We start from the raw sequence: 24,994 nt of genomic DNA, 5'->3' as shown, positions 1-24,994 counted from the left end.
TCACACCTTCCCCAGAATCTTCGACGGGTCCTTGACGTGCGCGTCCTCGGCCCCGGCCCCGGCCGCGGTCTCGTCCTGCGGCCGGGGCAGCGCCCGGCTCGCGGCGGCCGCGACCAGCACCAGGACCAGCCCGATCCCGGCGACCCAGCGCAGGGCGATCGCGTAGGCGCTGGGTCCCTCACCGGAGCCGAGCACCGAGAAGAAGACGGAGCCGAGCAGGGCCACACCGGCCGCGCTGGCGAACTGCTGGGCCGTGGTGAGCACCCCGGCGGCGGCCCCGGCCTGGCCGGGCCCGACTCCGGTGAGCACCGCGCCGGTCAGGGCGGGCACGGCGAGCCCGTTGCCGAGGCCGATGAGGACCATCGGCAGCAGCAGCCGCAGGGCGCTGATCCGGTCGGCGGCCCAGGTGAGTTCGCCCAGCAGCACGACCAGTCCGGCGGCGGCGACCAGCGTGCCGCCCAGGACCGTACGGGCGGCCCGCGCGGGCGGGATCCGCCGCGCGGCCATGGAGGCCCCGGCGAAGGCGAGGCCGAGCGGGGCGAAGGAGAAGCCGGCGGCCAGCGGGCTCAGCCCGAGGCCGGACTGGAGCACCAGCGTCAGCGCGAACATGAAGCTGAAGAAGGCGCCGAAGACCGCCCCGCTGACCACCAGACCGCGGTGGAAGGAGCGGATCTTGAAGAGCGAGAGGTCGAGCAGCGGCCGCCCGCCCCGGCGGGCCAGCGCCCGCTCCCACCCGAAGGTCGCCAGGAGCACGGGCACGGCGGCGGCCAGGCACAGCCAGGTCCACAGCGGCCAGCCCTTGGCCCCGCCGAGCATCATCGGTACGAGCGCCAGCGCGAGCCCGGCCGGGATCCCGACGGCCCCGACGGGGTCGAGCCCGCCGCGCGCCCCGGCCCCGGCGGCCCGCTTCGGCACCAGCCGGCGGGCGAGCAGGAAGGTCAGCAGCCCGGCGGGCACGTTGACCAGGAAGATCGCGCGCCAGCCGAGCCCGTCGGAGCCCGCCTGGAGCAGCATCCCGCCGAGCACCTGGCCGGCGACCGCGCCGACGCCGACGGTGAAGCCGAACCAGGCCAGCGCGCGCGGTCGTTCGGCCGGGCTGAACACCCCGGTGATCAGCGCGAGCACCTGCGGCACCATGGCCGCGCCGGTCACGCCCTGGAGCAGGCGGGCCGTGACGAGCTGGCCGGGGCTCTGGGCGATCCCGCAGAGCAGCGAGGCGAGGGTGAAGGCGAGGGCCCCGCCGAGGAACATCACGCGGGAGCCGAAGAGGTCGCCGAGCCGGCCGCCGGTGATCAGGCCGCTGGCGTAGGTGAAGGCGTAGCCGGCGACGATGAGTTCGAGGGCGACCGGTCCGGCGCCCAGGTCCCGCTGGAGGGTGGGGGCGGCGACGTTGACGACGTAGAGGTCGAACTGGGCCATGAAGAGCGCGGCCAGCACGACGGGCAGCATCAGCCAGCGCCGCGCGTAGGGCACGGTCCCGGCGGTCCCCGTGGTCCCGGTGGTCGAGGCGCTCACTTGGTCCCTCCCGCGGCCGCGGCGACCAGGGAGGCGGCGCTCTGCGCGCGCTCGCCCTCCAGCCGCCAGTCGATGGCCTCGTAGGCGCGGGCCGCCAGCTCGATCGCCTCGTCGGCGGAGCGCACGACGGGCAGCCCGAACAGGTCGACGATCTTCTCCAGCCGCTCCGGGCGGGTGCCCTCGACCACGTGGTAGTCGACGTCGAGGTCCTCCAGCGCCCGCAGCAGCATGTCGTCGCAGAAGGCGCGGAAGTCGGGGTGCATCCGGCGGTGCCCACCGGGCTTGACCGCCCCGGCCGTGGCCCGCAGGTGCACGAAGCCGTCGTAGGTCTCCTTCACGTGCTGGCGCATCGCGTGGCCGAGCTGGTCGACGGCCTCGGCGAAGAAGCCCATGGCCGCGGTGGCCGGCGCGGTGGCGGCGGGAGCGGCGGGGTCCATCCCGAAGCGGACGCGGGCGGCCGCGTAGATCCACTCCTGGAGCGAGGAGCCGTCGGACACGAATCCGGCGCCCCGCGCCCCGAGCCGCGCCTCGTTCTGCACCCGGCCGACGTGCCGGCGCACCGCGAGCTGGAGGTACTCGGCGGGCGTCACCTCGGCGAGCGCCTTGCCGGGCACGGCGTCGGGCAGTATCTCCCGGATGGGTCGGGCGGGGGCGAAGGCGAGACCGGTGTAGGAGGCGAGGGCGGTGGCCGTGGAGGTCTTCCCCGCGGAATAGGTACCGGACACGGACAGCCGCATCGGTGTCTCCTTAGTGGTGTATCGGTTCGTTGGCCCGCCAGGCGGGGTGAGGGGTGCCACCTCAGCCCCGCCGGCGTTTGAGGCGCCCCCTGAGGGTCCACCGGGCCGCAGCGCCCCACCGGACCGGCGGACTAACGGGGCTGGGGCCTGGGGCCGGGTGCGGCTCTCGTGCCCTCCGGGGGCGCCTCAAACGCCGGCGAGGCTGGATGGGCGGGGCCGGGCCCGCCGACCGGCCGAGGGGACCGGTCAGCGGGCCTCGGGCACGCTCAGCTGGCCGAGGCCGCGGCCTCGGCCGGGAGTTCGTGCGCGAACGAGGCGCGCACGCCGACTCCGCCGAGGCCCGCCTCGATGTCCACGCTGCGCCACACCCCGCCGCGCAGCGGCAGCAGCCGCTTCGCCGTCAGCCGTGCCGAGGCGGTCTGCGCCTCGTCCCCGCGGGTCGGCAACGGCAGGGCCGTGTCCGCCGCGGTGAGCACGGTCTGCATCATCCACAGGGTGTTGCTCGCGGCCCGGTTCACCTGGTCCAGCTCGTACATGAGCACCTGGACCAGCTGGAGGTTGACCACGAAGGCGTCCACGAGCGAGACCGAGGGTTCGGTGGCCGCGTCGACGCCCAGCGCCCCGGGCCCGCCCGGGCCCTCGTTGGCACCGGGGACGAAGTGCACCCCGGCGGTGGCGCCCAGCTCCTCCATGTCGACCACCACGTCACGGATGACGTGGCGCCGGCGCTTGAAGCCGTCGCCGTAGAAGCGCCGCGCGCCCTCGCCGAGGCCCTCGTCCAGGCTGTGGAAGGCGGCCTCCGTCTCGGCCCGCACCCCCTCGTCGTGCTCGATCTCGCAGCGCACCCGCAGCTCGCCGACCGCGCCGTCGTGGACGGACAGCCGCCGCCCCGGGACCCCGGGGACGTCGTCGGTGCGCACCAGGCGCGAGGAGGCGGGGATCCGCAGCAGGTCCTCCTGCGGCGCTCCGCCCGCCCGCAGGACCACCTTGCGCAGCCGCATGGTGCTGCGGGCGTCGCCGGTCAGTCCGTAGGCGTGGACCAGGTGCAGCTCGGCGAGCTGCACGCCCAGGACCAGTGCGTCCACCGTGCTGAGGTGGGGGCGCAGGTCCGTACCGTTCTTCTTGCGGGACCAGTCCGCCGGGTAGCTGACGTCCACGGTGGCCCGGATGCCCGGCCGTTCGATGGTGACCGGCGTGGAGACGAGGTCACGGACGAGGTACTCGGCCCGCTGGTAGCCGCGGGAGAAGAAGCGGCCCTCCGCGGGACCGAGGTAGTCGTCGACCGCTTTCAGGAACAGCTTCCGGGGAGTTTCCGTCTGGGTCACGGCGGACACGTCACGCACCCGCCGTCGCACCGGCCGAGGCCGCACGCTCGAGGGCCGCCTCGTACGCGCCGACCAGCTCGCGCAGCGTCCGTATCTCCGTGATGGACAGGTCCGCGGCGAACGGGTCGACGCCCAGCTCGGTCTCCAGCTGGATCAGCAGCTGGGCGAGCATCAGCGAGTTCACCCCGGACTTGAGCAGCTCGTCGTCCAGCGATACCTCTTCCTCCTCCGAGCTGAGGACCACGGACTGGATCTCGCGCTCGATGATCTGCTGGATGTTCTGCTCGTTCAGCATGTGATTCCTCCGTCGATGACCAATGACTGACCGGTGATGAAACGTGCGTGTGAAGAGGCGAGGTAGAGGACCGCGTCGGCGATCTCCTCCGCGCTGCCGAGCCGGCCCAGCGGAGTCCGGTGCTGGATCTTTTCCCGGTTCCGCTCGGTGACGTCCGAGGTCAGCTCGCTGTCGAAGAACCCGGGGGTCACGGTGTTGACCCTGATGCCCACGGGCCCCAGCTCCCGGGCGAGTGCCCGGCCGAACCCCTCCAGGCCCGCCTTGGCCGCCGCGTAGACGGCGACCCCGCGGTAACCGCGGATGGCGTTGATGGAGGAGATGTTCACGATGGATCCGCCGCCGCGCATCATCAGCCGGGCGCACGCCTGGGTGAGGTGCACGGGGGCGGTCAGGTTCGCCGCCAGCAGGTCGTCGACCCGCTGGGGGGCGAGGGTGAGGAAGAGCTCCTGGTGGAGCACTCCCGCGTTGTTCACGAGGAGGTCGACCCGGCCGAAGCGGTCGCGGACCGCCTTGACGAACTGCCGGATCTGCGCCGTCTCGTGGAGGTCCACCGACTGCCACAGGAAGGTCTCGGGCAGGGCCGCGGCCTTCTCCTCGGTGAACTCGTTGGGCTTGCGGCTGAAGGTGGCGACCCGCCAGCCCGCGGCCAGCAGTCGCTCCGTCAGCGCCCGGCCCAGGCCCCGGCTGCCGCCGCTGACGACGGCGACCCGCCCGTCCCCGGGCTCGTCGGTGGGCTGCGTGCTCACACGGCGCTCCGGATCTTCTTGAACCGGTCGGAGTGCGTGTCCGCCGTGGTCACCTCGACCACCACCGGGACCTTGAAGGCCTCCAGGCGCTGGGCGCAGTACTCGCGGATGCGCCGGGCGGTCGCCCGCTCGTCCTCGACCGGTGCGATGAGGCGGACGATGGCCTTGACGACCTGTCCGGTGACGTGGCTCGGGCGGCCCGAGACGACGGCGTCGGCGACGTAGTCCAGCTCCAGCAGGACGTTCTCGACCTCGCTGGGGTAGACCTTCTCCCCCGCGACGTTGATGAGTTCGGACTTGCGGCCCAGGATCCGGACGTAGTCCCCGTCCGTCTCCACGGCGTCCTGGGTGTTGAAGAAGCCGTCGTCGTCGAAGGGCGCCGGCGCGTTGAGGTAGCCGAGCATCGCCATGTCGGAGCGGATCCACAGGATCCCGTCCTCGATGCGGTACGAGAACCCCTCGCCGCCCAGCTTGACCCACAGGCTGCCGTCGTCGCGGGACTTGGTGGGCATGATGCCCAGCTCGGACAGGCCGTAGGTCTGCTTGAGCCGGATCTGCGGCAGGGCCTGGCCCAGCCGGGTCAGGGTGCCTTCCGGCATGGGCTCGGTGCCGTAGCTGACCAGCTGGAGCGAGGACAGGTCGTGCCGCTCGTAGGCCCGGGAGATCAGCAACATGTTGAGGAAGGTCGGGGTGGTGGGCAGGATCTGGATGGCGTTGGACTCGATGGCCGCGCAGACCTTGTCCGGGGTCCGCTCGTCGATCGTGACGAGCGCGCCGCCCTGGCTGAGGGTGTGCAGCAGGGTGTTGATGCCGCCGATGTGGTCCAGGTTGAGGAAACCGAGGGTGCGCCGGGGGCGGGTCGGGGGGCCGTACTTGGACAGGACCTTGGAGAAGTCGAGGACGCTGGCCTTGCTGCGACCGGTGGTGCCGGAGCTGAAGAGGACCAGTCCGGGGACGCCGTCCGTGCGGAGCTGGTCGTACAGCTCGTGCTCGGAGGAGCGGCCGGTGATCTCGATGCTGCGGCGCCACTGCTGGGAGTCGATCGTGATGACCGTCTCCACCTCGGCGACCTCGTGGAACTCGGCCCGCTTGGCGGGCGGCAGCGGGGTCATCGGGACGATGATCGCGCCGCGCTCGATCAGGGCGAGGAGGCCCGCACAGGCCTCGACGCTGCTGACGCCCTCCAGGGCCACGACCTGGCCGGCGTGGACGCCGCCCCGGTCGAGGAATCTCTCCCACTCGCCGGTCAGCCTGGCCAGCTGGGCGTAGCTGTAACTCACACCGTTGAAGACGATGGCATCGGCCTCACCGAAGCTCCGCATCCGGTCGAAGAACCATGACGTCATACGCTTTCCACCTCTTTCACCTCGTCGTGAGCGGCCGTGTGCCGGTCGCTGTGCCACTGCGGCAGGTCGAGCGCCGGGGGGACCGGCGCGGCGGGCAGCAGGGACCACCCGTGGATACGTGCGTGGGTGCGCAGCACCTTGTCGCCGCCGACGACCACCGCGGAGCCGACGGCCCTGAGCATCGGCAGGTCGGACATGTGGTCCCCGTACGCGATGCACTCGGCCGGCGTGGTGCGGTGGCGGGCGGCGACGGCCCGGACCACCTCGGCCTTGGCCTCGGCGAGCATCGGGGGCCGGGTGAGCCGGCCGGTGTACCGGCCCCAGGCGATGTCGGGTTCGGTGCACCAGACCTCGTCGGCGCCGAGGTGCTCGGCGATCGGGTCGAGGACGGCGGGGAAGGAACCGGAGACCAGGACGATCCGGGTGCCGTCGTCCTGGTGGCGCCGCAGGGCGGCGACGCCGTGTTCGTGGAAGAAGGTGCCGGAGCGCAGTTCGTCGCGGAACCAGTCCTCGGCGCGGAAGGAGACCTCGGCGGCGAAGGCGCCCTCGAGGTTGGCGAAGTAGGCGCGGTTGGTGACCGTGCGGGGACAGCCGACCTGGTTCATCGCCTTCAACTCGCGGCGGCGACTGGTGTACTCGTGGGGCGGGTTGCCCAGCGCGGCGAGGTAGTGGCGCAGGAAGCGGAACATGCTCGGGGCGGTCGTGAGAGTGCCGTCCACGTCGAAGAATGCGGTGCGGTAGCCGTTCACTGCGTCTCTCCACTTCCGGCCGGGATGGTGCGGTGCGTGGGCCTCGGTAGGCGATCTCTCCGTGCGGTGGTGCGGGTGCGGGTGCGGTGGTGCGGTGGTGCGGTGGTGCGGTCCGTGCGGGCGGCCCCCTCCCCCACGGGGGAAGTTGGGAGGAGGGAGCCGCGCGCGGGGCGCCGGACGCAGCGGGGGTGGGTGCGTCAGACGCGCTCGGTGACGGGTGCCGTCACCGTGATCGGGTCTCCCGCGGTGACCTGTTCGGTCGGCGCGGCAGCTCCCTCGGCCACCTGGGTGGCGGAGGGCTTCTTGAGGGCGAGCGTGGCCAGGAAGGTCAGCGCGATGCCCGCGGCGGTGGCCCAGGTGGCGGCGAGGATCCCGTCGGTGAGCTTGGCCGGGTCGGTGGCCCCGTCGCCGCCCGCGGCGGAGGCCGCGATGGCGATGAGGACCGCGAGGCCGACGGCGCCGCCGATCTGCTGGCCGGTCTGGGCGACGCCCGAGCCGATGCCCTGGTCCTCGTCGGCGACGCCGGTGGTGGCGGCGGCGAACATGGCCGTGAAGATGACGCCCTGGCCGAGGGAGAGGACGACCAGCGGTGCGGCGATGACCGCGTACGAGCTGTCCTGGGTCAGCGTCAGGGCGAGGGCGACGGTACCCACCAGGCCGACCGCGAGGGCGATCAGCAGGGTCTTGCGGGCGCCGTAGGAGTTCATCAGCTTCCCGGCGGCCACGGTTCCGATCAGGACGCAGCCGGAGGGGAGCAGGAAGGCGAAGCCGGTGGCCCAGGCGCTGTAGCCCTGGACGACCTGCCAGTACTGGGTGAGGAAGTAGGCGTAGGCACCGAAGGTCGCCATGAAGAGGAAGGTGATCGTGGTGCCGACGGAGACGTTGCGGTTGCCGAAGAGCCGCAGCGGCATCATCGGGGCGCGGGTCTTCGACTCGATGGTGAGGAAGATGGCGAACATGACCACGGCGGCGATCAGGCTGCCGATGGTGGTGCTCGAACCCCAGCCCACCTCGGGGCCGTTGACCAGGGTGAAGACCAGCAGCGTGGAGGCCACGGTGCCGGTGACGGCCCCGGGGAGGTCGAAGCCGCTGGCGTTGGTCTTCGCCGTGGTGGGCAGGGCGGTGATGCCGTAGGCCATGGCCGCACCGGCGCACAGGACGTTGACCCACATCACGGCCTGCCAGCCGAAGGCGTCGGTCAGGATGCCGCCGAGGATGGCGCCGAGCACCATGCCGAAGCCGCCCGCGCCGCCCCAGACCGCGAGGGCCCGGTTGCGTTCGGTGCCCTCGGCGAAGAGCGTCGTGACCAGGGAGAGGGTGGCGGGTGCGAGGAACGCGCCGCCGAGGCCCTGGACCACGCGGGCCGCGACCAGCAGCCACGAGTCGGTGGCCAGGCCACCGGCGATCGAGGAGGCCGCGTAGAGGAAGAGGCCGAAGAGGAACATGTTCTTGCGACCGAAGAGGTCGGTGGCGCGTCCGCCGAGCAGCAGGAAGCCGCCGAAGGCGACCGAGTAGGCCGAGATCACCCACTGCAGGTTCTGGGCGGAGAATCCGAGGTCGCTGCCGATGTCGGGCAGGGCCACGAACATGATGTTGTAGTCGATCGCGATGATCATCTGGGCGAAGGCCAACAGGCCGAGGATCGCTCCGAGACGACGCGGCTTGGCCTGCACGCTGGTGGGCACGCCATTTCCTTCCGGTCGGACGGTCAAGGACGGGTGGATCAGTAACGGAAGGCGTACGCGAGCCGCTTGCCGAAGGACTTCTTCCGCATGGCTTCCATGTACGCGAGGTTGCTCTGGAGGTCCGAGATGTCGGCGGCCACGCGGCGCTCCGCCTCCTCGATGGCCTCCTTGATCGGGACGACGATCGGCAGCTCGAAGATCTCGACGATCTTCTCGATGCGCTGCGGGATCGGGCCGCCCACGACGCGGTAGGGGATCTTGATCTCGTCCAGCGCGCCGATGAGCAGGTCGTCGGAGAGCCGACGGAACTCCTCGGAGACCGGACGGTGGCCGTCGCGGTCCATGTCGAACTCGACGGGCAGGTGGACGTAGGCGTCGTAGGACCGCTTGGCGCGGTCCTTCTGTATGTCGCCGAGGGTGTCCGTGTACTTCTGGTAGAAGCCCTTCGAGACCACGCCCAGGGACTTCTTGATGGTCTGGAACCACCACGGCATGCCGGGGTTGATGCCGACCCGCATGCGGGCCTCGAAGTACACCCACTCGTGGAAGACGCCGCCGTCGGAAATGAAGGCGCCGGTGCCGGCCTCGTTGACGAGGCGCTCCTCGTAGCGGCGCAGGCCCAGCTTGACCAGCTCCATGGCGTTGAGCTCCATCACCGTCTTGCCCGGGACGAGGTCGACGAGCAGCTCACGGGAGGTCTTGGCGTGCGTCCGGGGGATGCCGGTCGCGATGGAGAGGGCTTCCGTGGTGGTCGACTTGCCGGACGAGTAGGTGCCGGATATCGCCAGTTTGAGATCGGGCTTGTCGCCCCACTTGGGAACCTCGAGCTGCATTTTCGGTGACCTTTCTCTGGTGGCGCCTGGGGTGAGTGGAGCTGAGTGGAGCCGAGTGGAGCTACTTTCCGAGGGAGCGTGTCCGCTTTCGCGCGTGGGTGCGCAGGTCGAGCGGTATTACTTCTGGACGGACGCGAGCGCCTTTTCGATGTCAACGACGGTCGGCAGGCCGCTGATCTCGATGATCTGCTGGAGCCGCTCGGCGGGAGTTCCGGTGATCGTGTGGATCGGAATTCCGGTGTCCGCGAGGGCGGGCAGCAGAACCTCGTCCGACAGCTTGCGGAAGATGTCGTTGATGGGGCGGTTGTCCTCGTCCAGCGGGAATTCGATCGGCAGGTGGTAGAAGACGTCGTACGCGGTCTTCGCGTGCCGCACCGCGAGCTTGCCGATGTGGTCCGCGACGTCCTCGTAGGCGGCGGTGACCTCGCTGCGGAAGCGGCTGTCCACCGACTGCTCGGTGCCCGGGTTCGGGCCCAGGACCAGGCGGAGCTTGGCGAACACCCACTCGTGGATGATCGATCCGTCACTGATGAAGCCGGCCGGGTGGGCCGCTTCGTTGAGGGTGCGCTCGGCGTAGCGCTTCACGGTCAGCTGGAGCAGCTCACCCTCGGTCCAGTTCCAGATGTGCTTTCCTTCCCCGCCGATGGGCTCCCGCATGGCGGTGCCCTGGGTGTAGGGAAGTCCGGTCACTTCGGAGAGGGCCTCGGAGAGGAGGGTCTTTCCAGATCCGTAGGCGCCGACAATGGCGATTCTCTGGCTCATGCAGAAATCATTTCAGCAGCCCGGGCGGTTTCCCAGCCTCTCTTGCTGCTATGAGCACGACACCTGTTGCCAACACCAATAGGCGGGGCAGGGCGAAGGGCCGGCTGGCACGCACAGAAAGCCCCGGCTCCATGAATTCTGGAGCCGGGACGGAAGATCTGCAAGTGCCGCGACGATTTTCAGGAAAATTCTGCCAAAGGTTCCCAGCAAGGGGTACCGGAATTATCGCCGAGCCGTCCGAAGACCACGTCGGAGAAGTGGTTGGCGAAGGCGGTGGTGCCGGGGCGGGCCAGCTCGGCGAGCAGGGCGCGCCGGGACTCGACCCCGCGCTCGGGCAGCGCGTCCATCGACACCCGCCAGTCGGGGCGGGCGAACTGGGCGGGGGTGTGGAAGACGTCGCCGAAGGCGATCAGTCGGCGCTCGCCGCTGGAGAGGACGTAGGAGGTGTGGCCGGCGGTGTGGCCGGGGGTCAGCTGGGCGGTGACCCCGGGGAAGATCTCCTCGCCGTCCTCGACGGTCCGCACCCGGGTCGAACCGGCCGTGGGCTGGGCCCAGTTGGCCCACTCGGCGGCCGAGGCCGCGAAGGACGCGTCGCCGAAGGGGGAGGCGAGGCCCTGGCCGGGGCGGAAGGCCCAGCCGAAGTGGTCGTCGTGGAGGTGGCTGAAGGCGATCAGTTCGACGTTGGCGGGGTCCACGCCGACGGCTTCGAGGGCCGCGGGGAGTTGCCCGCCGACGAGGGCGCCGAGCGCGGGGTGGGTGTGCGCGGCGGGGATGTCGTGGGGACCGAAGCCCGCGTCCACGAGCATCGCGCGGTCGCCGTGCTGGATCAGGAGGGCGCCGATGGAGGCCGCCAGGAAGCCTTCGGGGTCCAGGAGTTCGGCGTTCTCGCCGGCCCAGTCCGCGTCCGTGGTGTCGGGGAGCCAGCGGCGGGGGTCGAGCTGCACGTACCCGTCGGGCAGCCAGGTGACGGTGTGCTCACCGAAGCGCAGGCTGCGCGGCGCGGTGGCCGGGGTGTTCCACCGGGTGGCGGTCGTCATGGTGGATCGGTCCTCTTCTCAGACGGTGGCGCCGCGCCCGCCCAGGGGGCGGGTCAGCGCGTCGGACCGCCCGGAGACGGCCCATTGCTCGGTTAACTCGGCGGTTCCGTACTGCGGGCTGAGCAGGACCAGTTGGAGTCCGGCCCGGCCCTTCAGGCACAGCGAGACCTTGGTGAACTCCAGCTCGCCCAGGTCGGGGTGGCGCAGCCGCTGGGCCCCGTCGGCCCGGTCGGCGACCCGGTGGCGGGCCCAGAGGGCGGCGAACACCGGGCTGTGTTCGGTGAGTTCGCGCACCAGCGCGCCGAGTCGGGCGTCGGCGAGCAGCTCGCCGCCCTGGGCGCGGAAGGCGGCGACGGCCGCGGCGGCCTCCTGGTCCCACTGGGGGAAGCGGTCGCGGGCGGCGGGGTCGAGGAAGAGCGTGCGCAGGTAGTTGGAGCGTTCGCCGCCGAGGCCGAGCAGTCGGGCCGCGGTGGCGTTGGCCGCGGTGACGTCCCAGCAGTGGTCCAGCACGTAGGCGGGGCTGGGGAGGAAGCCGTCGACGACCTGGAGCAGCAGCGGCAGGTCGTCGTCGGCGCAGCGTTGGGGGCGACCGACGGCCGCGTAGCCGGCCAGCCGCATGGCGTAGAGGCGCTGGGCCTCGTCGAGCCGGAGCACCCGGGCGATGGCGCCGAGGATCTCCGGGGAGACGTTCTTGGCGCGGCCCTGTTCGATCCAGGCGTACCAGGAGGCCCCGATGCCGGCGAGCATCGCGACCTCCTCGCGACGCAGTCCTGGCACCCGGCGGGCCGCTCCGCCGGGGAGTCCGACCTGTTGGGGGGTGACCTCGGCCCGGCGCTCGGCGAGGAAGTTTCCCAGTTCGGCGAGTTTCGGGTCCACGAGCCGCGGTGCGTTACGAGTCATCGTGCATCTCCTCCTCACTCCCCGGTAAGCGTAGAGAACGCTCGCTCTTTTTTCTACACCATAGAGAGTACTCGCTTTGTTTTTCTGGGATGCTACGTAGGCAGGGCACGGCCGGGGGGCCGGAACGACGCCGGACACCGTCCACCAAGGGACCAGTCATGACGACACACCACGAACGTGCGGGTACGAAGCAGGAGCGGGCGGGTCGGACCCGCAACCTCCTCATCGAGGCGGCGGGGGAGGAGTTCGCCCGAAGGGGTTACTCGGGCACCTCCCTCACCCGGATCAGCAGGTCGGCGATGGCCACCATCGGCGCCCTCACCTTCCACTTCCCGGCGAAGAACGACCTCGCCGAGGCGGTGTGCGAGCGCGGTCAGGACCTGACGGCCGATGCCGTCGAAGAGGCCGCGGCCACCGGCGGTCCGGGCGGCTCCGCGCTGGAGGCGCTCACCGAGGTGACACAGACGCTCGCACGTTTGCTGGAGAAACAGCCCGTCGTCCGGGCCGCCGCGCGGCTCTCGCGCGAGCTGCCGGTGACCGCCGATTGGTACGACTCCTGGACCCCGGCCGTCCGCGCGCTGCTGGCCCGGGCCTACGGCGGCGGCGAGCTGGAGCGGGGGGCGGGCGCCGACCCCGAAATCGTCGGGGTGCTCGTCGCCTGCCTCGTCTCCAGCCTGGAGGTGTCCGCGCAGCGACAGTACGAGTCGCCCGCGGGAAACGCGTGGAGCGTGCGGGGCCGGCTGGCCGAAGTGTGGGAGGTGCTGTGGTCCGGAATCTCCCGTACTTCCGTTTCCTCCGGGTCTGACAGCAGGGCCCCGGGGCCCTCGTCACCCGGCAAGGATCCCTCGGTGGCCTGAAAACACCCCTGGATGGACGGGTCCGGCACCGGCTCCGGCCGCTCGGGGCGGCCGGCTCCCGGGGTTCACGGGCCCGCTCAGACCTTGGCCACGCCCTGCCCCTCGACGCGCGCGTCGCCCGTCAGGTCCAGACCGGAGATCACCGCGGGGGCCGCGATGGAGGGCAGCAGGTATCCCCACAGGGCACTGATCCGCCCTATGAGGTTCTCCCGGCCGGTGGTGATGTTCGACATCAACTGGGTTCCCGTGTAGGCCCCGACGAGCACCTCGGCGAAGTCCTCGACGTCCACGCCGGGCAGCAACTCCCCGCGCAGCCGCGCCGCTTCGAGCTGCCCGCGGAAGAGGTCGATCCACAGCCGGTACGGGGCCGCGTCCCGCATGCCGAACTCGCCCTGCTCCACCGCGAGCCGCACACCGGCCCGGAACAGCACATTGGTGCGCATCTGATGGGCCACTTCGAGGTTGATGTAGATCAGCCGCTGCAGGCCGTCCTCACCCTCGGTGAAGGACAGGTCGGTGGCCTGCTCGGCCATCACCGCCTTCGCGATCTCCTCCTTGGAGGCGAAGTGGAAGTACATCGCACCCATGGTGGTGTCCGCCGTGCGCACGATCTTGTTCATGCTGGCGCCGGAGAAACCGTGTTCGTCGAACACTTCGGCGGCAGCCCGGAGGATCTTCTCTCGGGTCCGGATGGCTCGGGCTTGCCTGGCCTGCGACACGATCACTCCACTTGCGCCTGGGTCGGATGGTGCGAGCACCCCTCGCAAAAAAACGAACGCCCTCTATGTTATGCCAGCGGGCCGGAGGGCTGGGGTGGGACCTCCCTCCGATGAACGCATCCTCTGGCAGCCAGTTCAAGCCACTCTCGACTTTCCACCCGTTCCCGCTCGACAAACAAAACGAGCACTCTCTAGTTTAATTCGTGCCGGCCACCCCGGACCTCGTCCGAACGGCTCTCGGCCGGCCTGCTCCGGTACAGCCACGCACCTGCCCCGCTTCCGCGACGCATCTGCACCACGTCTGCTCCACACCGGTTCTCGCACGGCCATCTCTGGGGGATTCACATGGAGTTCGAGTACGCCCGCTACCCGTCCGCCGCCATCACGCAGCTCCCCTTCGGCGGGCCGGCCGAACCGCCGGCCACCGTCACCACCACGGTCCCCCGCGAGTACGTCCACAAGGCCGCCCTGGCGGAGGTCCTGCTCACCGGCTGGCACCGGGACGACCAGGACTCCTTCACCATCACCGCCCAGTGGCCGCGCGCCCACAGCTTCTACCGTTCCCAGAACGGCCTGCACGACCCGCTCCTCTTCGCCGAGACCGTGCGGCAGATCTTCCCGCTGCTCTCGCACGCCGCGTACACCGTCCCCTTCGGGCACCACCTGATCTGGGAGTACTTCCGCTACGCGATAGCCCCCGGCGCGGCCGCCCTGCAGGCCCGGCTGCGGCCCGCCGAGGTCACCCTCTACGTCAACTGCCACGATGTCGTCCAGCGCCGCGGCAAACTCGGCGCCCTCTCCCTGCACGTGGAGGCCCGGCGCGACGGCGTCTGGCTCGGCAGCGCCCAGACCCGCTTCAGCAGCCACGCGCCCGCCATCTACCGCAGGCTGCGGGCCGACTACGCCGATGTGGACACCGCCCTCGCCGCCGCCGTGCCGGTGCCGCTGCCCGTCTCGCCGAAGCTGGTGGGCCACGAGCTGCGGGAGAACGTCGTCCTGGCCGCCACCACCTCCCCGCACCGCTGGCAGCTGCGCGTGGACACCGACCACCCCGTGCTCTTCGACCACCCCGTCGACCACGTCCCCGGCGCGCTCATGCTGGAGGCCGCCCGCCAGGCCGCCCATGTGGTCGCGGGGCCCGCGCGGGCCATGGCCGCGGCGATGGACACCAAGTTCACCCGCTTCGCCGAGCTCGACGCCCCGTGCTGGGTCGAAGCGGAACCGGAACAGGGCACCGGCCGGGTCCGGGTGGCCATCCACCAGGAGGGCCAGGAGCTGTTCACGGCCCGGGTCAGCACGACCCCGCTGCCCGCCCGGCGCCCCCTGCCGGGCCCCGCGGTGACCCACTCCCCCCTCCAGCCGGGCCTCCAGCCGACCGTCCAGCCGGCGGTCCCCGCCTAGGGCGCCCAAGGCCGCGCCGGTCCTGCGGTGCCGTTGTCGGACCCCTCGGGTAGCGTCCCAAGTATCGGGATCTACTTGGGGGTTCGACGATCATGAGTGACCTCGCCACGCGGTCGGAGCTGGACACGGCGATGGACCGGCACCGCACCGAGCTGACCGGGTACTGCTACCGGATGCTCGGCTCGGCCTTCGACGCCGAGGACGCGGTGCAGGACACCTACGTCCGCGCGTGGCGCAGCTACGAGAAGTTCGAGGGCCGCTCCTCGCTGCGGTCCTGGCTCTACCGCATCGCCACCAACGTCTGCCTGGACCTGCTGGCCGCGGGGAAGAAGCGGGCCCGCCCGATGGACCTCACGGCCCCGCAGCACCAGGCCTCCGCCGTCCTGAGCGAGCGCCCCGAGGTGACCTGGTTGGAGCCGGTGCCGGACGCGCGGGTGATCCCCCAGACCGCCGACCCGGCCGAGCTGGCCCTGGCCAAGGAGTCCGTCCGGCTCGCCTTCGTCGCGGCCCTGCAACACCTGCCGGCCAAGCAGCGGGCGGTGCTGATCCTGCGCGAGGTGCTGGCCTGGAAGGCGGACGAGGTCGCCACCCTGCTGGAGACCAGCGTGGCCTCCGTCAACAGCGCCCTCCAGCGCGCGCGGGCCACCCTGGCCGCCGGCCGGATCCGCCCGAGCGAGGCGGCGGACCCGCTCGACGCCGACCAGGCGAAGCTGCTGGAGCAGTACCTCGCCGCCTTCGAGGCGTACGACATCTCGCGGCTGACCACCCTGCTGCACGAGGACGCCGTCCTGTCGATGCCGCCGTTCGACCTGTGGCTCCAGGGCCCGGAGGACATCGCCGCCTGGCACCTGAACCAGGGCATCGGCTGCCGCGGCTCGCGGCTGCTCCCCACCACGGCCAACGGCATGCCCGCCTTCGGCCAGTACCGGCCGGCGGCGGACGGCCGGGGACACGCCCCCTGGGCCCTACAGGTCCTGGAGGTCTCGGAGGGTCGGATCGTCGGGCTCAACGCCTTCTTGGACACCGCGCGCTGGTTCCCCCTCTTCGGGCTCCCCGAGCACCTCGACTGACCCCGCCAGCCCGGTCAGCCGGAGCAGGGCCAGGAGCCCCGCTCCGGCTCCCGTGACGGTCAGCGCGGCCCCGCCCCGGCGCGCGGCCAGCGCGAGCCGTGCGAGGGCCTCCACGGCCGCCAGGCCGGGCTCGGTGACGGCGCTGACGTCCCACACCACCCCCGCCCCGCCGGCGAGCCGCGCGAGGGCCTCCTCGGCCTCCGCCACCGTCATTCCGGGCCCGGGCACCACGAACCGTTTCGTCTCCACGCCTCAATGACCCCCGCCCCCGCCGGAACTCATCGGCGGGGGCGGGGATCGGGGTCGCTCAGGAGTGCGGGCGCACTAGGCGATGCGGTCCAGCACGATCGGGGTCGCCGTGAAGGACGTACCCGCCGGGGCGATGTCGAAGGAGCCGTCGAGGGCCGCCAGCGCGTACTCGAACTTCTCCGGGGTGTCCGTGTGCAGCGTCATCAGGGGCTGGCCCGCCACGACGGCGTCGCCCGGCTTCGCGTGCAGCTCGATGCCCGCGCCCGCCTGCACCGGGTCCTCCTTGCGGGCGCGGCCCGCGCCCAGGCGCCAGGCGCCCACGCCGACGGCGTACGCGTCCGTGCGGGTCAGCACGCCCGAGGCGGGGGCGGTGACGACGTGCTGCTCGCGGGCCACCGGCAGGGCCGCGTCCGGGTCGCCGCCCTGGGCCGCGATCATCCGGCGCCACACGTCCATGGCCGACCCGTCGGCCAGCGCCTTCGCCGGGTCCGCGCCCTGGATGCCGGCGGCCGCCAGCATCTCGCGGGCCAGCGCCAGGGTCAGCTCGACCACGTCGGAGGGGCCGCCGCCGGCGAGCACCTCCACCGACTCGCGGATCTCCAGCGCGTTGCCCGCGGTCAGGCCGAGCGGGGTGGACATGTCGGTGAGCAGCGCGACCGTCTTGACCCCGTGGTCGGTGCCGAGGCCGACCATCGTCGAGGCCAGCTCGCGCGCGTCCTCGATGTTCTTCATGAAGGCGCCGGAGCCGACCTTCACGTCCAGCACCAGCGAGCCCGTGCCCTCGGCGATCTTCTTGGACATGATCGAGGACGCGATCAGCGGGATCGCCTCGACGGTGCCGGTGACGTCGCGCAGCGCGTACAGCTTCTTGTCGGCCGGGGCCAGCCCGTCGCCCGCCGCGCAGATGACCGCGCCGGTGGTGTCCAGGACGTGCAGCATCTCCTCGTTGGAGAGCAGCGCGCGCCAGCCGGGGATGGACTCCAGCTTGTCCAGGGTGCCGCCGGTGTGGCCGAGGCCGCGCCCGGAGAGCTGCGGTACGGCCGCGCCGCAGGCGGCGACGAGCGGGGCCAGCGGCAGGGTGATCTTGTCGCCGACGCCGCCGGTGGAGTGCTTGTCGGCGGTCGGGCGGGAGAGCGAGTCGAAGTTCATGCGCTCGCCGCTCGCGATCATCGCGGCGGTCCAGCGGGCGATCTCGGCCCGGTTCATGCCGTTGAGCAGGATGGCCATGGCCAGGGCCGACATCTGCTCGTCGGCGACGACACCGCGCGTGTACGCGTCGATGACCCAGTCGATCTGCTCGGGGCTCAGCTCGCCGCGGTCACGCTTGGTCCGGATGACGGAGATGACGTCCATGGGATGACTTCCTTCTACGCGCATAGAGAGATGAGGGGTGAGGGAGGTGTGGGGAAGCAGGACGGCCCTCCCCCCCGAAGGGCGAAGGGCCGTCCGCACGGCTATCTCAGGTGGTCGGGCCCGAAGGCCTGCGGCAGCATGGCCGCCAGCGGCAGGACGCCCTCGGGCGTCTCCACCTGGAGCTCGGGGCCGCCGAACTCGTACAGGAGCTGGCGACAGCGCCCGCAGGGCACCAGGACCTCGCCCTTGCCGTCGACACAGGTGAAGTGCGTCAGGCGGCCGCCACCGGTGGCCTGGAGGGCGGAGACCAGCCCGCACTCGGCGCACAGGCCGAGGCCGTAGCTGGCGTTCTCGACGTTGCAGCCGGTGATGGTGCGGCCGTCGTCGACGAGCGCGGCGACGCCGACCGGGAAGCCGGAGTAGGGGGCGTACGCCCGGGACATCGCGTCCCGGGCGGCCTCGCGCAGGGCGTCCCAGTCGGGGTCGGTCACGGTCGTCACTTGCCCTGGCCCTTGCGGTAGGGCATGCCGTCCGCCTTGGGCATCCGCAGGCGCTGCGCCGAGAGGGCGAGCACGAGCAGGGTGGTGACGTAGGGCGCGGCGTCCACGAACTGGCTCGGCACCGAGTCCGTCGTCGCGTACCAGACGTAGAGCAGCACGGCGAACAGCGCCGAGACGCCGGCCGAGACGTACTTCTTCCGGTAGCCCTGCCAGATCGCGGCCAGCACCAGCACGATCGCGACCAAGAGCAGCAGCGCGTGGACGTTCTCGGCGCCGCCGCGCAGCTTGAGGCTGTCGATGAAGCCGAACAGGCCGGCACCGAGCGCCATGCCGCCGGGCATCCAGTTGCCGAAGATCATCGCGGCGAGACCGATGTAACCGCGGCCGCCGGTCTGGCCCTCCTGGTAGATCGGGCTGGCGACGATCGATAGGAACGCACCGCCGAGGCCCGCCAGGCCGCCGGAGACGATCACGGCGATGTACTTGTACTTGTAGACGTTGACGCCGAGGGACTCGGCAGCCACCGGGTTCTCGCCGCAGGAGCGCAGGCGCAGGCCGAAGGCGGTGCGCCACAGCACCCACCAGGTGGCCGGGATCAGCAGCAGCGCGACGACGGTCAGCAGTGACAGCTCGGTGACCAGGCCACCGATGACGCCGGCCACGTCCGAGACGAAGAACCAGTGCTTGCCCTGGAGCGTGGCCATCCAGTCGGACAGCCCCGGCACCGTGATCTTGTAGATCGGCTCCACCTGCGGCGACTGCTTGGAGGAGCCGCCCGGCGCCTTGTCGAACGTGAAGTTCGAGAGGTACTGCGTGAAGCCGAGCGCGAGGATGTTCACGGCCACACCGGAGACGATGTGGTTCACGTTGAAGGTGATCGTGATGATCGCGTGCAGCAGGCCGCCAAGGGCGCCGCCGATGATGCCTGCCGCGACGCCGGTCCACGGACCCCACTGGTAGCCCGCCCAGGCACCGAACCACGTGCCGAGGATCATCATGCCTTCGAGGCCGATGTTGACGACGCCCGCGCGCTCGGCCCACAGGCCGCCGAGACCGGCGAGGCCGATCGGCACGGCGAGGGAGAGGGCGCCGGAGACCTGACCGACGGAGGTCAGGTCCTGGGCCCCACTGACCACGCGGACCAGCGAGATCAGCGCGAGGCCGCCCGCGATGATCAGCATGATCCAGGGGAGGGTGAGCTTCTGGCGGCCGGCCTGCTTCTTGGGGGCGGCACTCGTCGCGGAAACGGTACTGGTGCTCACGCCGCGACCTCCTTCTCGGTCTTGATGGCGTGGCCCGCGGCCAGCTCCTCGCCGACCTTCTGCTGCTGGCGCCGGATCCCGTACCGGCGGACCAGCTCGTAGGAGACGACGACGGCGATCACGATCAGGCCCTTCATGATCGTGCCGATCTCCTTCGCGTACCCGTTCTGGTCGAGCGACGCCGAGGCCTTGTCGATGAAGGCCATCAGGAAGGAGGCGAAGAGGATGCCGACCGGGCTGTTGCGACCCAGCAGCGCGATGGTGATGCCGGTGAATCCAACACCCAGCGGGAAGGACAGGTTGTACGTGTGGGTCTCGCCCAGCAGCTGCGGCATGCCGGAGAGGCCCGCAACGGCGCCGGAGATCAGCATCGAGGTGATGATCATCTTCTTGGCGTCCACACCGGAGGCCTGCGCGGCGGACTCGCTGGCGCCGGTGGCGCGCAGGTCGAAGCCGAAGCGGGTCCGGTTGAGTACGAACCAGTAGACGATGCCGAGGGCGAAGGCCACGAAGGTGAAGCCGTAGATCTCCAGGCCGTCGCCGACGGTCACCGCCGGGAACCAGCCGGACTCGGCGATGTCGCCGGTCGTCAGGTCGTTGGAGCCCGCGGGCTGGACGCCGAAGTTCTTCGGCAGGATCAGCCAGGCGATGAGGCTGGTCGCGATGGCGTTCAGCATGATCGTGGAGACGACCTCGCTCACCCCTCGCCTGGCCTTCAGCACGCCCGCGATGCCGGCCCAGAAGGCACCGGTCAGCATCGCGACGACCACGATCAGCAGGATGTGCAGCGGGCCGGGCAGCGTCACGGCCGTGCCGACCACCGCGGAAATCATCGCCGCGAGGCGGTACTGGCCGTCGACGCCGATGTTGAAGAGGTTCATCCGGAAGCCGATGGCCACGGCGAGGGCTGCGAGGTAGTAGGTGCCCGCCTGGTTCAGGATGAGGATCTGGACATCCTGGAAACCGGCGTTCTCCACCATCAGGCGCAGCGGCTCGATCGGGTCCACGCCCGTCGCCGCCAGCACCACCACGGTCAGTACGAACGCCGCGACCAGCGCGAGCGCGGGTCCGGCGATCGCGAGGAGCAGCCGGTCCTTGTCGAATTTCTTCATCGGGCCTCGTCCTCCGGGGATGCGGTACCAGCGTCGGCACCGGCGTCGGAGTGGTTGTCGGTTGCTTCCAGGTGCCCGGAGGCGGCGCCCGTCATGGCGGTGCCGAGTTCTTCCGGAGTGACGGTCGCCGGGTCCGCGTCCGCGACCAGGCGGCCGCGGTAGATCACGCGCAGGGTGTCGGACAGGCCGATCAGCTCGTCCAGGTCGGCCGAGATCAGCAGCACGGCCAGGCCCTCGCGGCGGGCCTCGCGGATCGCGTCCCAGATCTGGGCCTGGGCGCCGACGTCCACACCACGGGTGGGGTGGGCGGCGATCAGGAACTTCGGGTTGTGGCTCATCTCGCGGCCGACGATCAGCTTCTGCTGGTTGCCGCCGGAGAGCGAGGCCGCGGTGACCTCGATGCCGGGCGTGCGCACGTCGTACTCGCGCACGATCCGCTCGGTGTCCTTGCGGACGGCCTTCGGGTCGAGGATGCCGCGCTTGGAGTTGGGCTCCTCGGTGACGTGACCCAGGATGCGGTTCTCCCACAGCGGGGACTCCAACAGCAGGCCGTGCCGGTGGCGGTCCTCGGGGATGTAACCGATGCCGCCTTCGCGGCGCTTGCGCGTCGGGAGGGTGGAGATGTCCTTGCCGTCGAGCGTGATGGTGCCGCCGTCGGGGATGCTCATGCCCATGAGGGCTTCGATGAGTTCCGTCTGACCGTTGCCCTCCACACCGGCGATGCCGAGCACCTCGCCCTTGTGGATGGTGAGGTCGATCCCGGCGAGCACCTCGCGGACGACGCCGTCCGGGTCGGTGGCGGCCAGGCTCAGGCCCTCGACCCGCAGCATCGGCGTCGTCGTCACCGTGGACTCGCGGGTCTCGGGCGAGGGGAGTTCGGATCCGACCATCAGCTCGGCGAGGAGCTTGGGCGTGGTCTTGGGGTCGTGCGGGTCAGCGGTGCCGACCGTCGTGCCGCGCCGGATGACGGTGATGTCGTCGGCGACCTTCAGGACCTCGCCCAGCTTGTGCGAGATGAAGATGACGGTCAGGCCCTCGGCCTTGAGCTCGCGCAGGTTGTCGAAGAGCGCGTCCACTTCCTGCGGGACGAGCACCGCGGTCGGCTCGTCGAGGATGAGGATCTTGGCGCCCCGGTAGAGGACCTTGAGGATCTCCACGCGCTGCCGGTCGGCGACGCCGAGGTCCTCGACGAGGGCGTCCGGGCGCACGCCCAGGCCGTACGCGTCGGAGATCTCCCTGATCTTCTTGCGGGCCTTGCCGCCGATGCCGTAGAGCTTCTCGCCGCCGAGGACGACGTTCTCCAGCACGGTGAGGTTGTCGGCGAGCATGAAGTGCTGGTGCACCATGCCGATGCCGCGGGCGATGGCGTCGCCGGGGCTGGAGAAGGTGACCGGCTCCCCGTCGATCGCGATGGTGCCCTCGTCCGGCTTCTGCATGCCGTAGAGGATCTTCATCAGGGTCGACTTGCCGGCGCCGTTCTCACCGATCAAGGCGTGGACCGTGCCCTTGCGGACGCTGATCGCGATGTCCTTGTTGGCGACGACGCCGGGGAAGCGCTTGGTAATGCCGTTCAGTTCTACGGCGAGAGGGGGGCTGGACGCGTTGATGACGCACTCTCCTTGGCGCGGAAGGAGCTGGAAATGCCGTGGCGGCAGGGGGGACAGAGCGGAGGAGAGAAGGTATCGCGTCCACGATGCCTCTACGCGCGTAGCACTGTCGGAAGTGAAAACTTGCGGCCAAGTGGCCAGAAAAAGCGATCAAGAACCGAGGAAGACGGCTCGGGGCCCGGGAGCGGTAGAGACCGCTGCCCGGACCCCGGAAACCATGTCGACCCGTCAGTCAAGACGTTACGGAGTGGTCTTGACCGTGATCTTCTTCGCGATGATGTCGGCCTTCGCCTGGTTCACCGCGGCGATGACGTCGGTCATCTTCTTGTACTCGGGGTTGGAGTCGGCCAGGCCGACGCCGTCCTTGTCGAGGCCGTAGCGGATCTCGCCCGTCTGCGGCTTGCCGTCCTCGACCGACTTGATGAGGTTGAAGACGGAGAGCTGGACCTGCTTGGTGACCGAGGTCAGGATGTGGTCCTTGTACTTGACCAGACCCGCCTGGTTGTACTGGTCCGAGTCGACGCCGATGGCCCACTTGCCCTTGGCGGCGGTGGCCTCGATGGCACCCGAGCCGGCCAGACCGGCGGCGGCGTAGACGACGTCCGCGCCCGCGTCGAGCTGACCCTGCGCCGTGGCCTTGCCGAGGTCGGGCTTGGAGAAGCCGTCGAAGTTCGGGGGCTGGGTCAGGTAGTGCGAGAGCACCTTGGCGTTCGGGTTGGTGTCCTTGACGCCCTGGGTGAAGCCCGCCTCGAACTTCTTGATCAGCGGGACCTCGACACCACCGATGAAGCCGACCGTGCCGGTCTTGGAGACCTTGGCGGCGGCGACGCCGGCCAGGTAGGAGCCCTGCTCCTCGTTGAACACCAGGTTGGCGATGTTCGGGCCGGTCACCGAGGTGTCGTCGATGATGCCGAAGGTGGTCTTCGGGAACTTCGGCGCGACCTTCTTGATGGCCGGAGCGTAGGAGAAGCCGACGCCGATGACCGGGTTGTTGCCCTTGCGGGCCAGCTCGGTCAGGCGCTGGACCTTGTCGGCCTCGCCCTCGCCGTCGGTGGGCTCCGCCTCGGCGCCCTTGACCTTCAGGTCCTTCTCGGCCTGCTGGAGGCCCGCGTAGGCGGCGTCGTTGAACGACTGGTCGCCACGGCCGCCGACGTCGTACGCGATGGCGACGGAAGCTTCCTTCTTGTCGGAGGAAGATCCGGTGTCCGAGGACTTCTTACCGCCACAGGCGGTGGCCGAGAGGGCGAGCGCCGCGGAGGCGATGCCCACGGTGGCGATCCTGGTGATCCGGCGCAAGGGGAGGCTCCTTCAAAACCTGACCGAAGCGCCGGGACCGGCGCTGGTTTCGCCGCGATCGTAACGCGCGTAGATGTCAGTTAAAGACCCGTACATGAGTCGTTATCGGATCGTCGCGAACCGGACAGTGACCGATCGGTAACCGGACAGGCGTCCAGCCCTTGTGTATCAAGGGCTGGACGCGTCCACCCGCAGCTTCGCGGGTGTTGTACGGACCTTTACCTGATCGGCCTTGCGCGGCGCCCGTCGAGGAGTGCGGCGGCGGTGAAGAACTCGACGCCGACGGCGATCGCGGACTCGTCCACGTCGAAGTCGCCGCGGTGCAGGTCGCGCTTGGCGGTGTCCCCCGGCGCGCGCACCCCGAGCCGGGCCATCGCGCCCGGCACGTGCTCCAGGTACCAGGAGAAGTCCTCGCCGCCCAGGCTCTGCTCGGTGTCCTCGATCGAGTCCGCACCGCGGCGCGCCGTCATCGACTCGCGCAGCAGCTCGACGACGGCCGGATCGTTGACGACCGGCGGCACCCCGCGCACGTAGTCGATCGTCGACTTGGCCCGGTGCATCGTCGCGATCTCGTCGATCGCCGCGTGCACCTGCTCCGGCGCCTCGTGCCAGGCGGCCAGGTCCAGGCAGCGCACGGTCCCGGACAGCTCGGCGTGCATCGGGATGACGTTGCAGGCGTGCCCGGCCTCGATCCGGCCCCAGGTGACGGACATGCCGCTACGGGCGTCCATCCGGCGGGACAGCAGCGCGGGCACGTCGAGCGCGATCCGGGCGGCCGCCGTCACCAGGTCGGTGGTCAGGTGCGGCCGGGCGGTGTGTCCGCCGGCCCCGTCGAGGGTGACCTCCAGCCGGTCGCAGGCCGAGGTGATCGGGCCGGCCCGCAGGCCGATCCGGCCGGCGTCCACGCGCGGGTCGCAGTGCACCGCGATCATCTTGCCCACGCCGTCCAGCGCACCGGAGTCGATGGCCTCGGTGGCACCGCCCGGCAGCACCTCCTCGGCGGGCTGGAAGAGCAGCCGCACCGGCCGGGGCAGCAGCCCCTGCCGGTCCAGCTCGGCCAGGACCAGGCCGGTGCCGAGCACGACGGCGGTGTGCACGTCGTGACCGCAGGCGTGCGCGCGGTCGGGGACGGTGGAGCGGTAGGACACGTGGGTCTTGGCGTCCGGAATGGGCAGGGCGTCGATGTCCGCGCGGATGCCGAGCATCGGCACCACTCCGCCCTCCCGTCGCCCGCCACCACCCTCAAACGAGCTGCGCACCCCTTCGTCCCAGCTGCCGACATCACAGATGAGTCCGGTACCGGAGTCGAGCACCCGTGGTCGCAGGCCCGCTTTCTCCAACCTCGCCTTGAGCGCGGCGGTGGTGCGGAACTCCTGGTGCCCGAGTTCGGGATGCATATGCAAGTCCCGGCGGAACGCGATCAGTTCGGCACGCAGGTGGTCCGGCAGCGTACCGGGCAGCTCGGGCTGGGCGGGCTCGCCGGGCAGGGCGGTCAGTGACTCGCGGGACATCAACTGGTTCACCCGTTGAAGGGTAGGCGCACGGACGGGTCAACTGGCTGGAGATCAGGAAAAGTTCAACCCGTTAGGCGAAGAAATCCCGACCTCCGGGCGCATGAGTGCATACTCCCGGGGGTAA

The 24,994-nt window shown here is 70.7% G+C and carries 24 protein-coding genes; 3 read left to right on the top strand and 21 right to left on the bottom strand.

What is annotated here, in order from left to right; translation table 11 throughout:
• The 12 genes from ACZ4UB_RS26930 to ACZ4UB_RS26875 form a co-directional block, all read right to left on the bottom strand.
• Positions 1 to 1,515 carry an MFS transporter gene (locus ACZ4UB_RS26930; protein ID WP_468073913.1) on the bottom strand — a complete coding sequence of 505 codons (1,515 nt, stop codon included), beginning with the start codon at positions 1,513 to 1,515 and terminating at the stop codon, positions 1 to 3.
• On the bottom strand, positions 1,512 to 2,252 hold the full coding sequence (locus ACZ4UB_RS26925) for an AAA family ATPase (protein ID WP_468073911.1): 741 nt from the start codon (positions 2,250 to 2,252) through the stop codon (positions 1,512 to 1,514). The genes ACZ4UB_RS26930 and ACZ4UB_RS26925 overlap by 4 nt, the downstream gene beginning before the upstream one ends.
• Before the next feature lie 266 nt (positions 2,253 to 2,518).
• Positions 2,519 to 3,577: an AvrD family protein gene (locus ACZ4UB_RS26920; RefSeq protein WP_468073909.1), complete on the bottom strand. Its 1,059-nt coding sequence runs from the start codon at positions 3,575 to 3,577 to the stop codon at positions 2,519 to 2,521.
• A gap of 10 nt (positions 3,578 to 3,587) precedes the next feature.
• Positions 3,588 to 3,872 (bottom strand): acyl carrier protein, encoded by a 285-nt coding sequence (locus ACZ4UB_RS26915; protein ID WP_330332185.1) that lies wholly within the window; start codon positions 3,870 to 3,872, stop codon positions 3,588 to 3,590.
• The gene (locus ACZ4UB_RS26910) at positions 3,866 to 4,618 is read right to left on the bottom strand and encodes an SDR family NAD(P)-dependent oxidoreductase (RefSeq protein WP_354379834.1); all 753 of its coding nucleotides are present in this window, start codon (positions 4,616 to 4,618) and stop codon (positions 3,866 to 3,868) included. The genes ACZ4UB_RS26915 and ACZ4UB_RS26910 overlap by 7 nt, the downstream gene beginning before the upstream one ends.
• Positions 4,615 to 5,964: a class I adenylate-forming enzyme family protein gene (locus ACZ4UB_RS26905; RefSeq protein WP_354379835.1), complete on the bottom strand. Its 1,350-nt coding sequence runs from the start codon at positions 5,962 to 5,964 to the stop codon at positions 4,615 to 4,617. The genes ACZ4UB_RS26910 and ACZ4UB_RS26905 overlap by 4 nt, the downstream gene beginning before the upstream one ends.
• Positions 5,961 to 6,713: an HAD family hydrolase gene (locus ACZ4UB_RS26900; protein ID WP_354379836.1), complete on the bottom strand. Its 753-nt coding sequence runs from the start codon at positions 6,711 to 6,713 to the stop codon at positions 5,961 to 5,963. The genes ACZ4UB_RS26905 and ACZ4UB_RS26900 overlap by 4 nt, the downstream gene beginning before the upstream one ends.
• Positions 6,714 to 6,910: 197 nt before the next feature.
• Positions 6,911 to 8,398, bottom strand: coding sequence for an MFS transporter (locus tag ACZ4UB_RS26895; RefSeq protein ID WP_468073906.1), 1,488 nt, complete (start codon positions 8,396 to 8,398; stop codon positions 6,911 to 6,913).
• Positions 8,399 to 8,436: 38 nt separating this feature from the next.
• Complete coding sequence (locus ACZ4UB_RS26890) at positions 8,437 to 9,231, bottom strand: AAA family ATPase (protein WP_385775246.1); 795 nt, start codon at positions 9,229 to 9,231, stop codon at positions 8,437 to 8,439.
• 117 nt (positions 9,232 to 9,348) lie between these two features.
• A complete protein-coding gene (locus ACZ4UB_RS26885; protein ID WP_467964210.1) occupies positions 9,349 to 9,993 on the bottom strand; it encodes an AAA family ATPase in 645 nt (214 codons plus the stop codon).
• A 179-nt stretch (positions 9,994 to 10,172) separates the two neighbouring features.
• On the bottom strand, positions 10,173 to 11,030 hold the full coding sequence (locus ACZ4UB_RS26880; RefSeq protein WP_468073904.1) for an MBL fold metallo-hydrolase: 858 nt from the start codon (positions 11,028 to 11,030) through the stop codon (positions 10,173 to 10,175).
• Positions 11,031 to 11,048: 18 nt separating this feature from the next.
• Positions 11,049 to 11,930: a helix-turn-helix domain-containing protein gene (locus ACZ4UB_RS26875; RefSeq protein WP_468073902.1), complete on the bottom strand. Its 882-nt coding sequence runs from the start codon at positions 11,928 to 11,930 to the stop codon at positions 11,049 to 11,051.
• Positions 11,931 to 12,088: 158 nt separating this feature from the next.
• Here ACZ4UB_RS26875 and ACZ4UB_RS26870 point away from each other — a divergent pair, with 158 nt between their 5' ends.
• Positions 12,089 to 12,787: a TetR family transcriptional regulator gene (locus tag ACZ4UB_RS26870; RefSeq protein ID WP_468073900.1), complete on the top strand. Its 699-nt coding sequence runs from the start codon at positions 12,089 to 12,091 to the stop codon at positions 12,785 to 12,787.
• A gap of 77 nt (positions 12,788 to 12,864) precedes the next feature.
• On the opposite strand, the gene ACZ4UB_RS26865 is transcribed toward ACZ4UB_RS26870, so the two are convergent.
• Positions 12,865 to 13,506 carry a ScbR family autoregulator-binding transcription factor gene (locus ACZ4UB_RS26865; protein WP_468073898.1) on the bottom strand — a complete coding sequence of 214 codons (642 nt, stop codon included), beginning with the start codon at positions 13,504 to 13,506 and terminating at the stop codon, positions 12,865 to 12,867.
• A gap of 345 nt (positions 13,507 to 13,851) precedes the next feature.
• Here ACZ4UB_RS26865 and ACZ4UB_RS26860 point away from each other — a divergent pair, with 345 nt between their 5' ends.
• Both ACZ4UB_RS26860 and ACZ4UB_RS26855 read left to right on the top strand, forming a co-directional pair.
• Positions 13,852 to 14,907, top strand: coding sequence for a ScbA/BarX family gamma-butyrolactone biosynthesis protein (locus tag ACZ4UB_RS26860; RefSeq protein WP_468073896.1), 1,056 nt, complete (start codon positions 13,852 to 13,854; stop codon positions 14,905 to 14,907).
• A gap of 92 nt (positions 14,908 to 14,999) precedes the next feature.
• A complete protein-coding gene (locus ACZ4UB_RS26855) occupies positions 15,000 to 15,977 on the top strand; it encodes a sigma-70 family RNA polymerase sigma factor (RefSeq protein ID WP_468073894.1) in 978 nt (325 codons plus the stop codon).
• On the opposite strand, the gene ACZ4UB_RS26850 is transcribed toward ACZ4UB_RS26855, so the two are convergent.
• The 8 genes from ACZ4UB_RS26850 to ACZ4UB_RS26815 form a co-directional block, all read right to left on the bottom strand.
• On the bottom strand, positions 15,873 to 16,226 hold the full coding sequence (locus ACZ4UB_RS26850) for an STAS domain-containing protein (RefSeq protein ID WP_468073892.1): 354 nt from the start codon (positions 16,224 to 16,226) through the stop codon (positions 15,873 to 15,875). The genes ACZ4UB_RS26855 and ACZ4UB_RS26850 overlap by 105 nt on opposite strands.
• 75 nt (positions 16,227 to 16,301) lie before the next feature.
• A complete protein-coding gene (locus ACZ4UB_RS26845; RefSeq protein ID WP_468073890.1) occupies positions 16,302 to 17,579 on the bottom strand; it encodes a thymidine phosphorylase in 1,278 nt (425 codons plus the stop codon).
• 101 nt (positions 17,580 to 17,680) lie between these two features.
• Complete coding sequence (locus ACZ4UB_RS26840; protein WP_354379907.1) at positions 17,681 to 18,070, bottom strand: cytidine deaminase; 390 nt, start codon at positions 18,068 to 18,070, stop codon at positions 17,681 to 17,683.
• Positions 18,071 to 18,075: 5 nt separating this feature from the next.
• Positions 18,076 to 19,341, bottom strand: a complete 1,266-nt coding sequence (locus ACZ4UB_RS26835) for an ABC transporter permease (RefSeq protein WP_468073888.1) — start codon at positions 19,339 to 19,341, stop codon at positions 18,076 to 18,078.
• Positions 19,338 to 20,453 (bottom strand): ABC transporter permease, encoded by a 1,116-nt coding sequence (locus tag ACZ4UB_RS26830; protein ID WP_468073886.1) that lies wholly within the window; start codon positions 20,451 to 20,453, stop codon positions 19,338 to 19,340. Before ACZ4UB_RS26830 ends, ACZ4UB_RS26835 begins: the two co-directional genes overlap by 4 nt.
• Positions 20,450 to 22,027 (bottom strand): ABC transporter ATP-binding protein, encoded by a 1,578-nt coding sequence (locus ACZ4UB_RS26825; protein WP_468074024.1) that lies wholly within the window; start codon positions 22,025 to 22,027, stop codon positions 20,450 to 20,452. The genes ACZ4UB_RS26830 and ACZ4UB_RS26825 overlap by 4 nt, the downstream gene beginning before the upstream one ends.
• A gap of 273 nt (positions 22,028 to 22,300) precedes the next feature.
• Complete coding sequence (locus tag ACZ4UB_RS26820; RefSeq protein WP_468073884.1) at positions 22,301 to 23,356, bottom strand: BMP family lipoprotein; 1,056 nt, start codon at positions 23,354 to 23,356, stop codon at positions 22,301 to 22,303.
• A gap of 218 nt (positions 23,357 to 23,574) precedes the next feature.
• Positions 23,575 to 24,867, bottom strand: coding sequence for an amidohydrolase (locus ACZ4UB_RS26815; protein WP_468074022.1), 1,293 nt, complete (start codon positions 24,865 to 24,867; stop codon positions 23,575 to 23,577).
• Positions 24,868 to 24,994: the final 127 nt, after the last annotated feature.

The organism is Streptomyces sp. NPDC028419 (genome assembly GCF_055565515.1).
The sequence above is the reverse complement of the archived record's forward strand: the minus strand, read 5'-3'. Positions and strand labels throughout refer to the sequence as shown.

Bases quoted from the DNA above. Each gene is read 5' to 3' on its own strand.
- ACZ4UB_RS26925 (WP_468073911.1), bottom strand. From the start codon at position 2,252: ATGCGGCTGTCCGTGTCCGGTACCTATTCCGCGGGGAAGACCTCCACG.
- ACZ4UB_RS26915 (WP_330332185.1), bottom strand. From the start codon at position 3,872: ATGCTGAACGAGCAGAACATCCAGCAGATCATCGAGCGCGAGATCCAG.
- ACZ4UB_RS26905 (WP_354379835.1), bottom strand. From the start codon at position 5,964: ATGACGTCATGGTTCTTCGACCGGATGCGGAGCTTCGGTGAGGCCGAT.
- ACZ4UB_RS26890 (WP_385775246.1), bottom strand. From the start codon at position 9,231: ATGCAGCTCGAGGTTCCCAAGTGGGGCGACAAGCCCGATCTCAAACTG.
- ACZ4UB_RS26885 (WP_467964210.1), bottom strand. From the start codon at position 9,993: ATGAGCCAGAGAATCGCCATTGTCGGCGCCTACGGATCTGGAAAGACC.
- ACZ4UB_RS26880 (WP_468073904.1), bottom strand. From the start codon at position 11,030: ATGACGACCGCCACCCGGTGGAACACCCCGGCCACCGCGCCGCGCAGC.
- ACZ4UB_RS26875 (WP_468073902.1), bottom strand. From the start codon at position 11,930: ATGACTCGTAACGCACCGCGGCTCGTGGACCCGAAACTCGCCGAACTG.
- ACZ4UB_RS26870 (WP_468073900.1), top strand. From the start codon at position 12,089: ATGACGACACACCACGAACGTGCGGGTACGAAGCAGGAGCGGGCGGGT.
- ACZ4UB_RS26860 (WP_468073896.1), top strand. From the start codon at position 13,852: ATGGAGTTCGAGTACGCCCGCTACCCGTCCGCCGCCATCACGCAGCTC.
- ACZ4UB_RS26855 (WP_468073894.1), top strand. From the start codon at position 15,000: ATGAGTGACCTCGCCACGCGGTCGGAGCTGGACACGGCGATGGACCGG.
- ACZ4UB_RS26845 (WP_468073890.1), bottom strand. From the start codon at position 17,579: ATGGACGTCATCTCCGTCATCCGGACCAAGCGTGACCGCGGCGAGCTG.
- ACZ4UB_RS26830 (WP_468073886.1), bottom strand. From the start codon at position 20,453: ATGAAGAAATTCGACAAGGACCGGCTGCTCCTCGCGATCGCCGGACCC.
- ACZ4UB_RS26815 (WP_468074022.1), bottom strand. From the start codon at position 24,867: ATGTCCCGCGAGTCACTGACCGCCCTGCCCGGCGAGCCCGCCCAGCCC.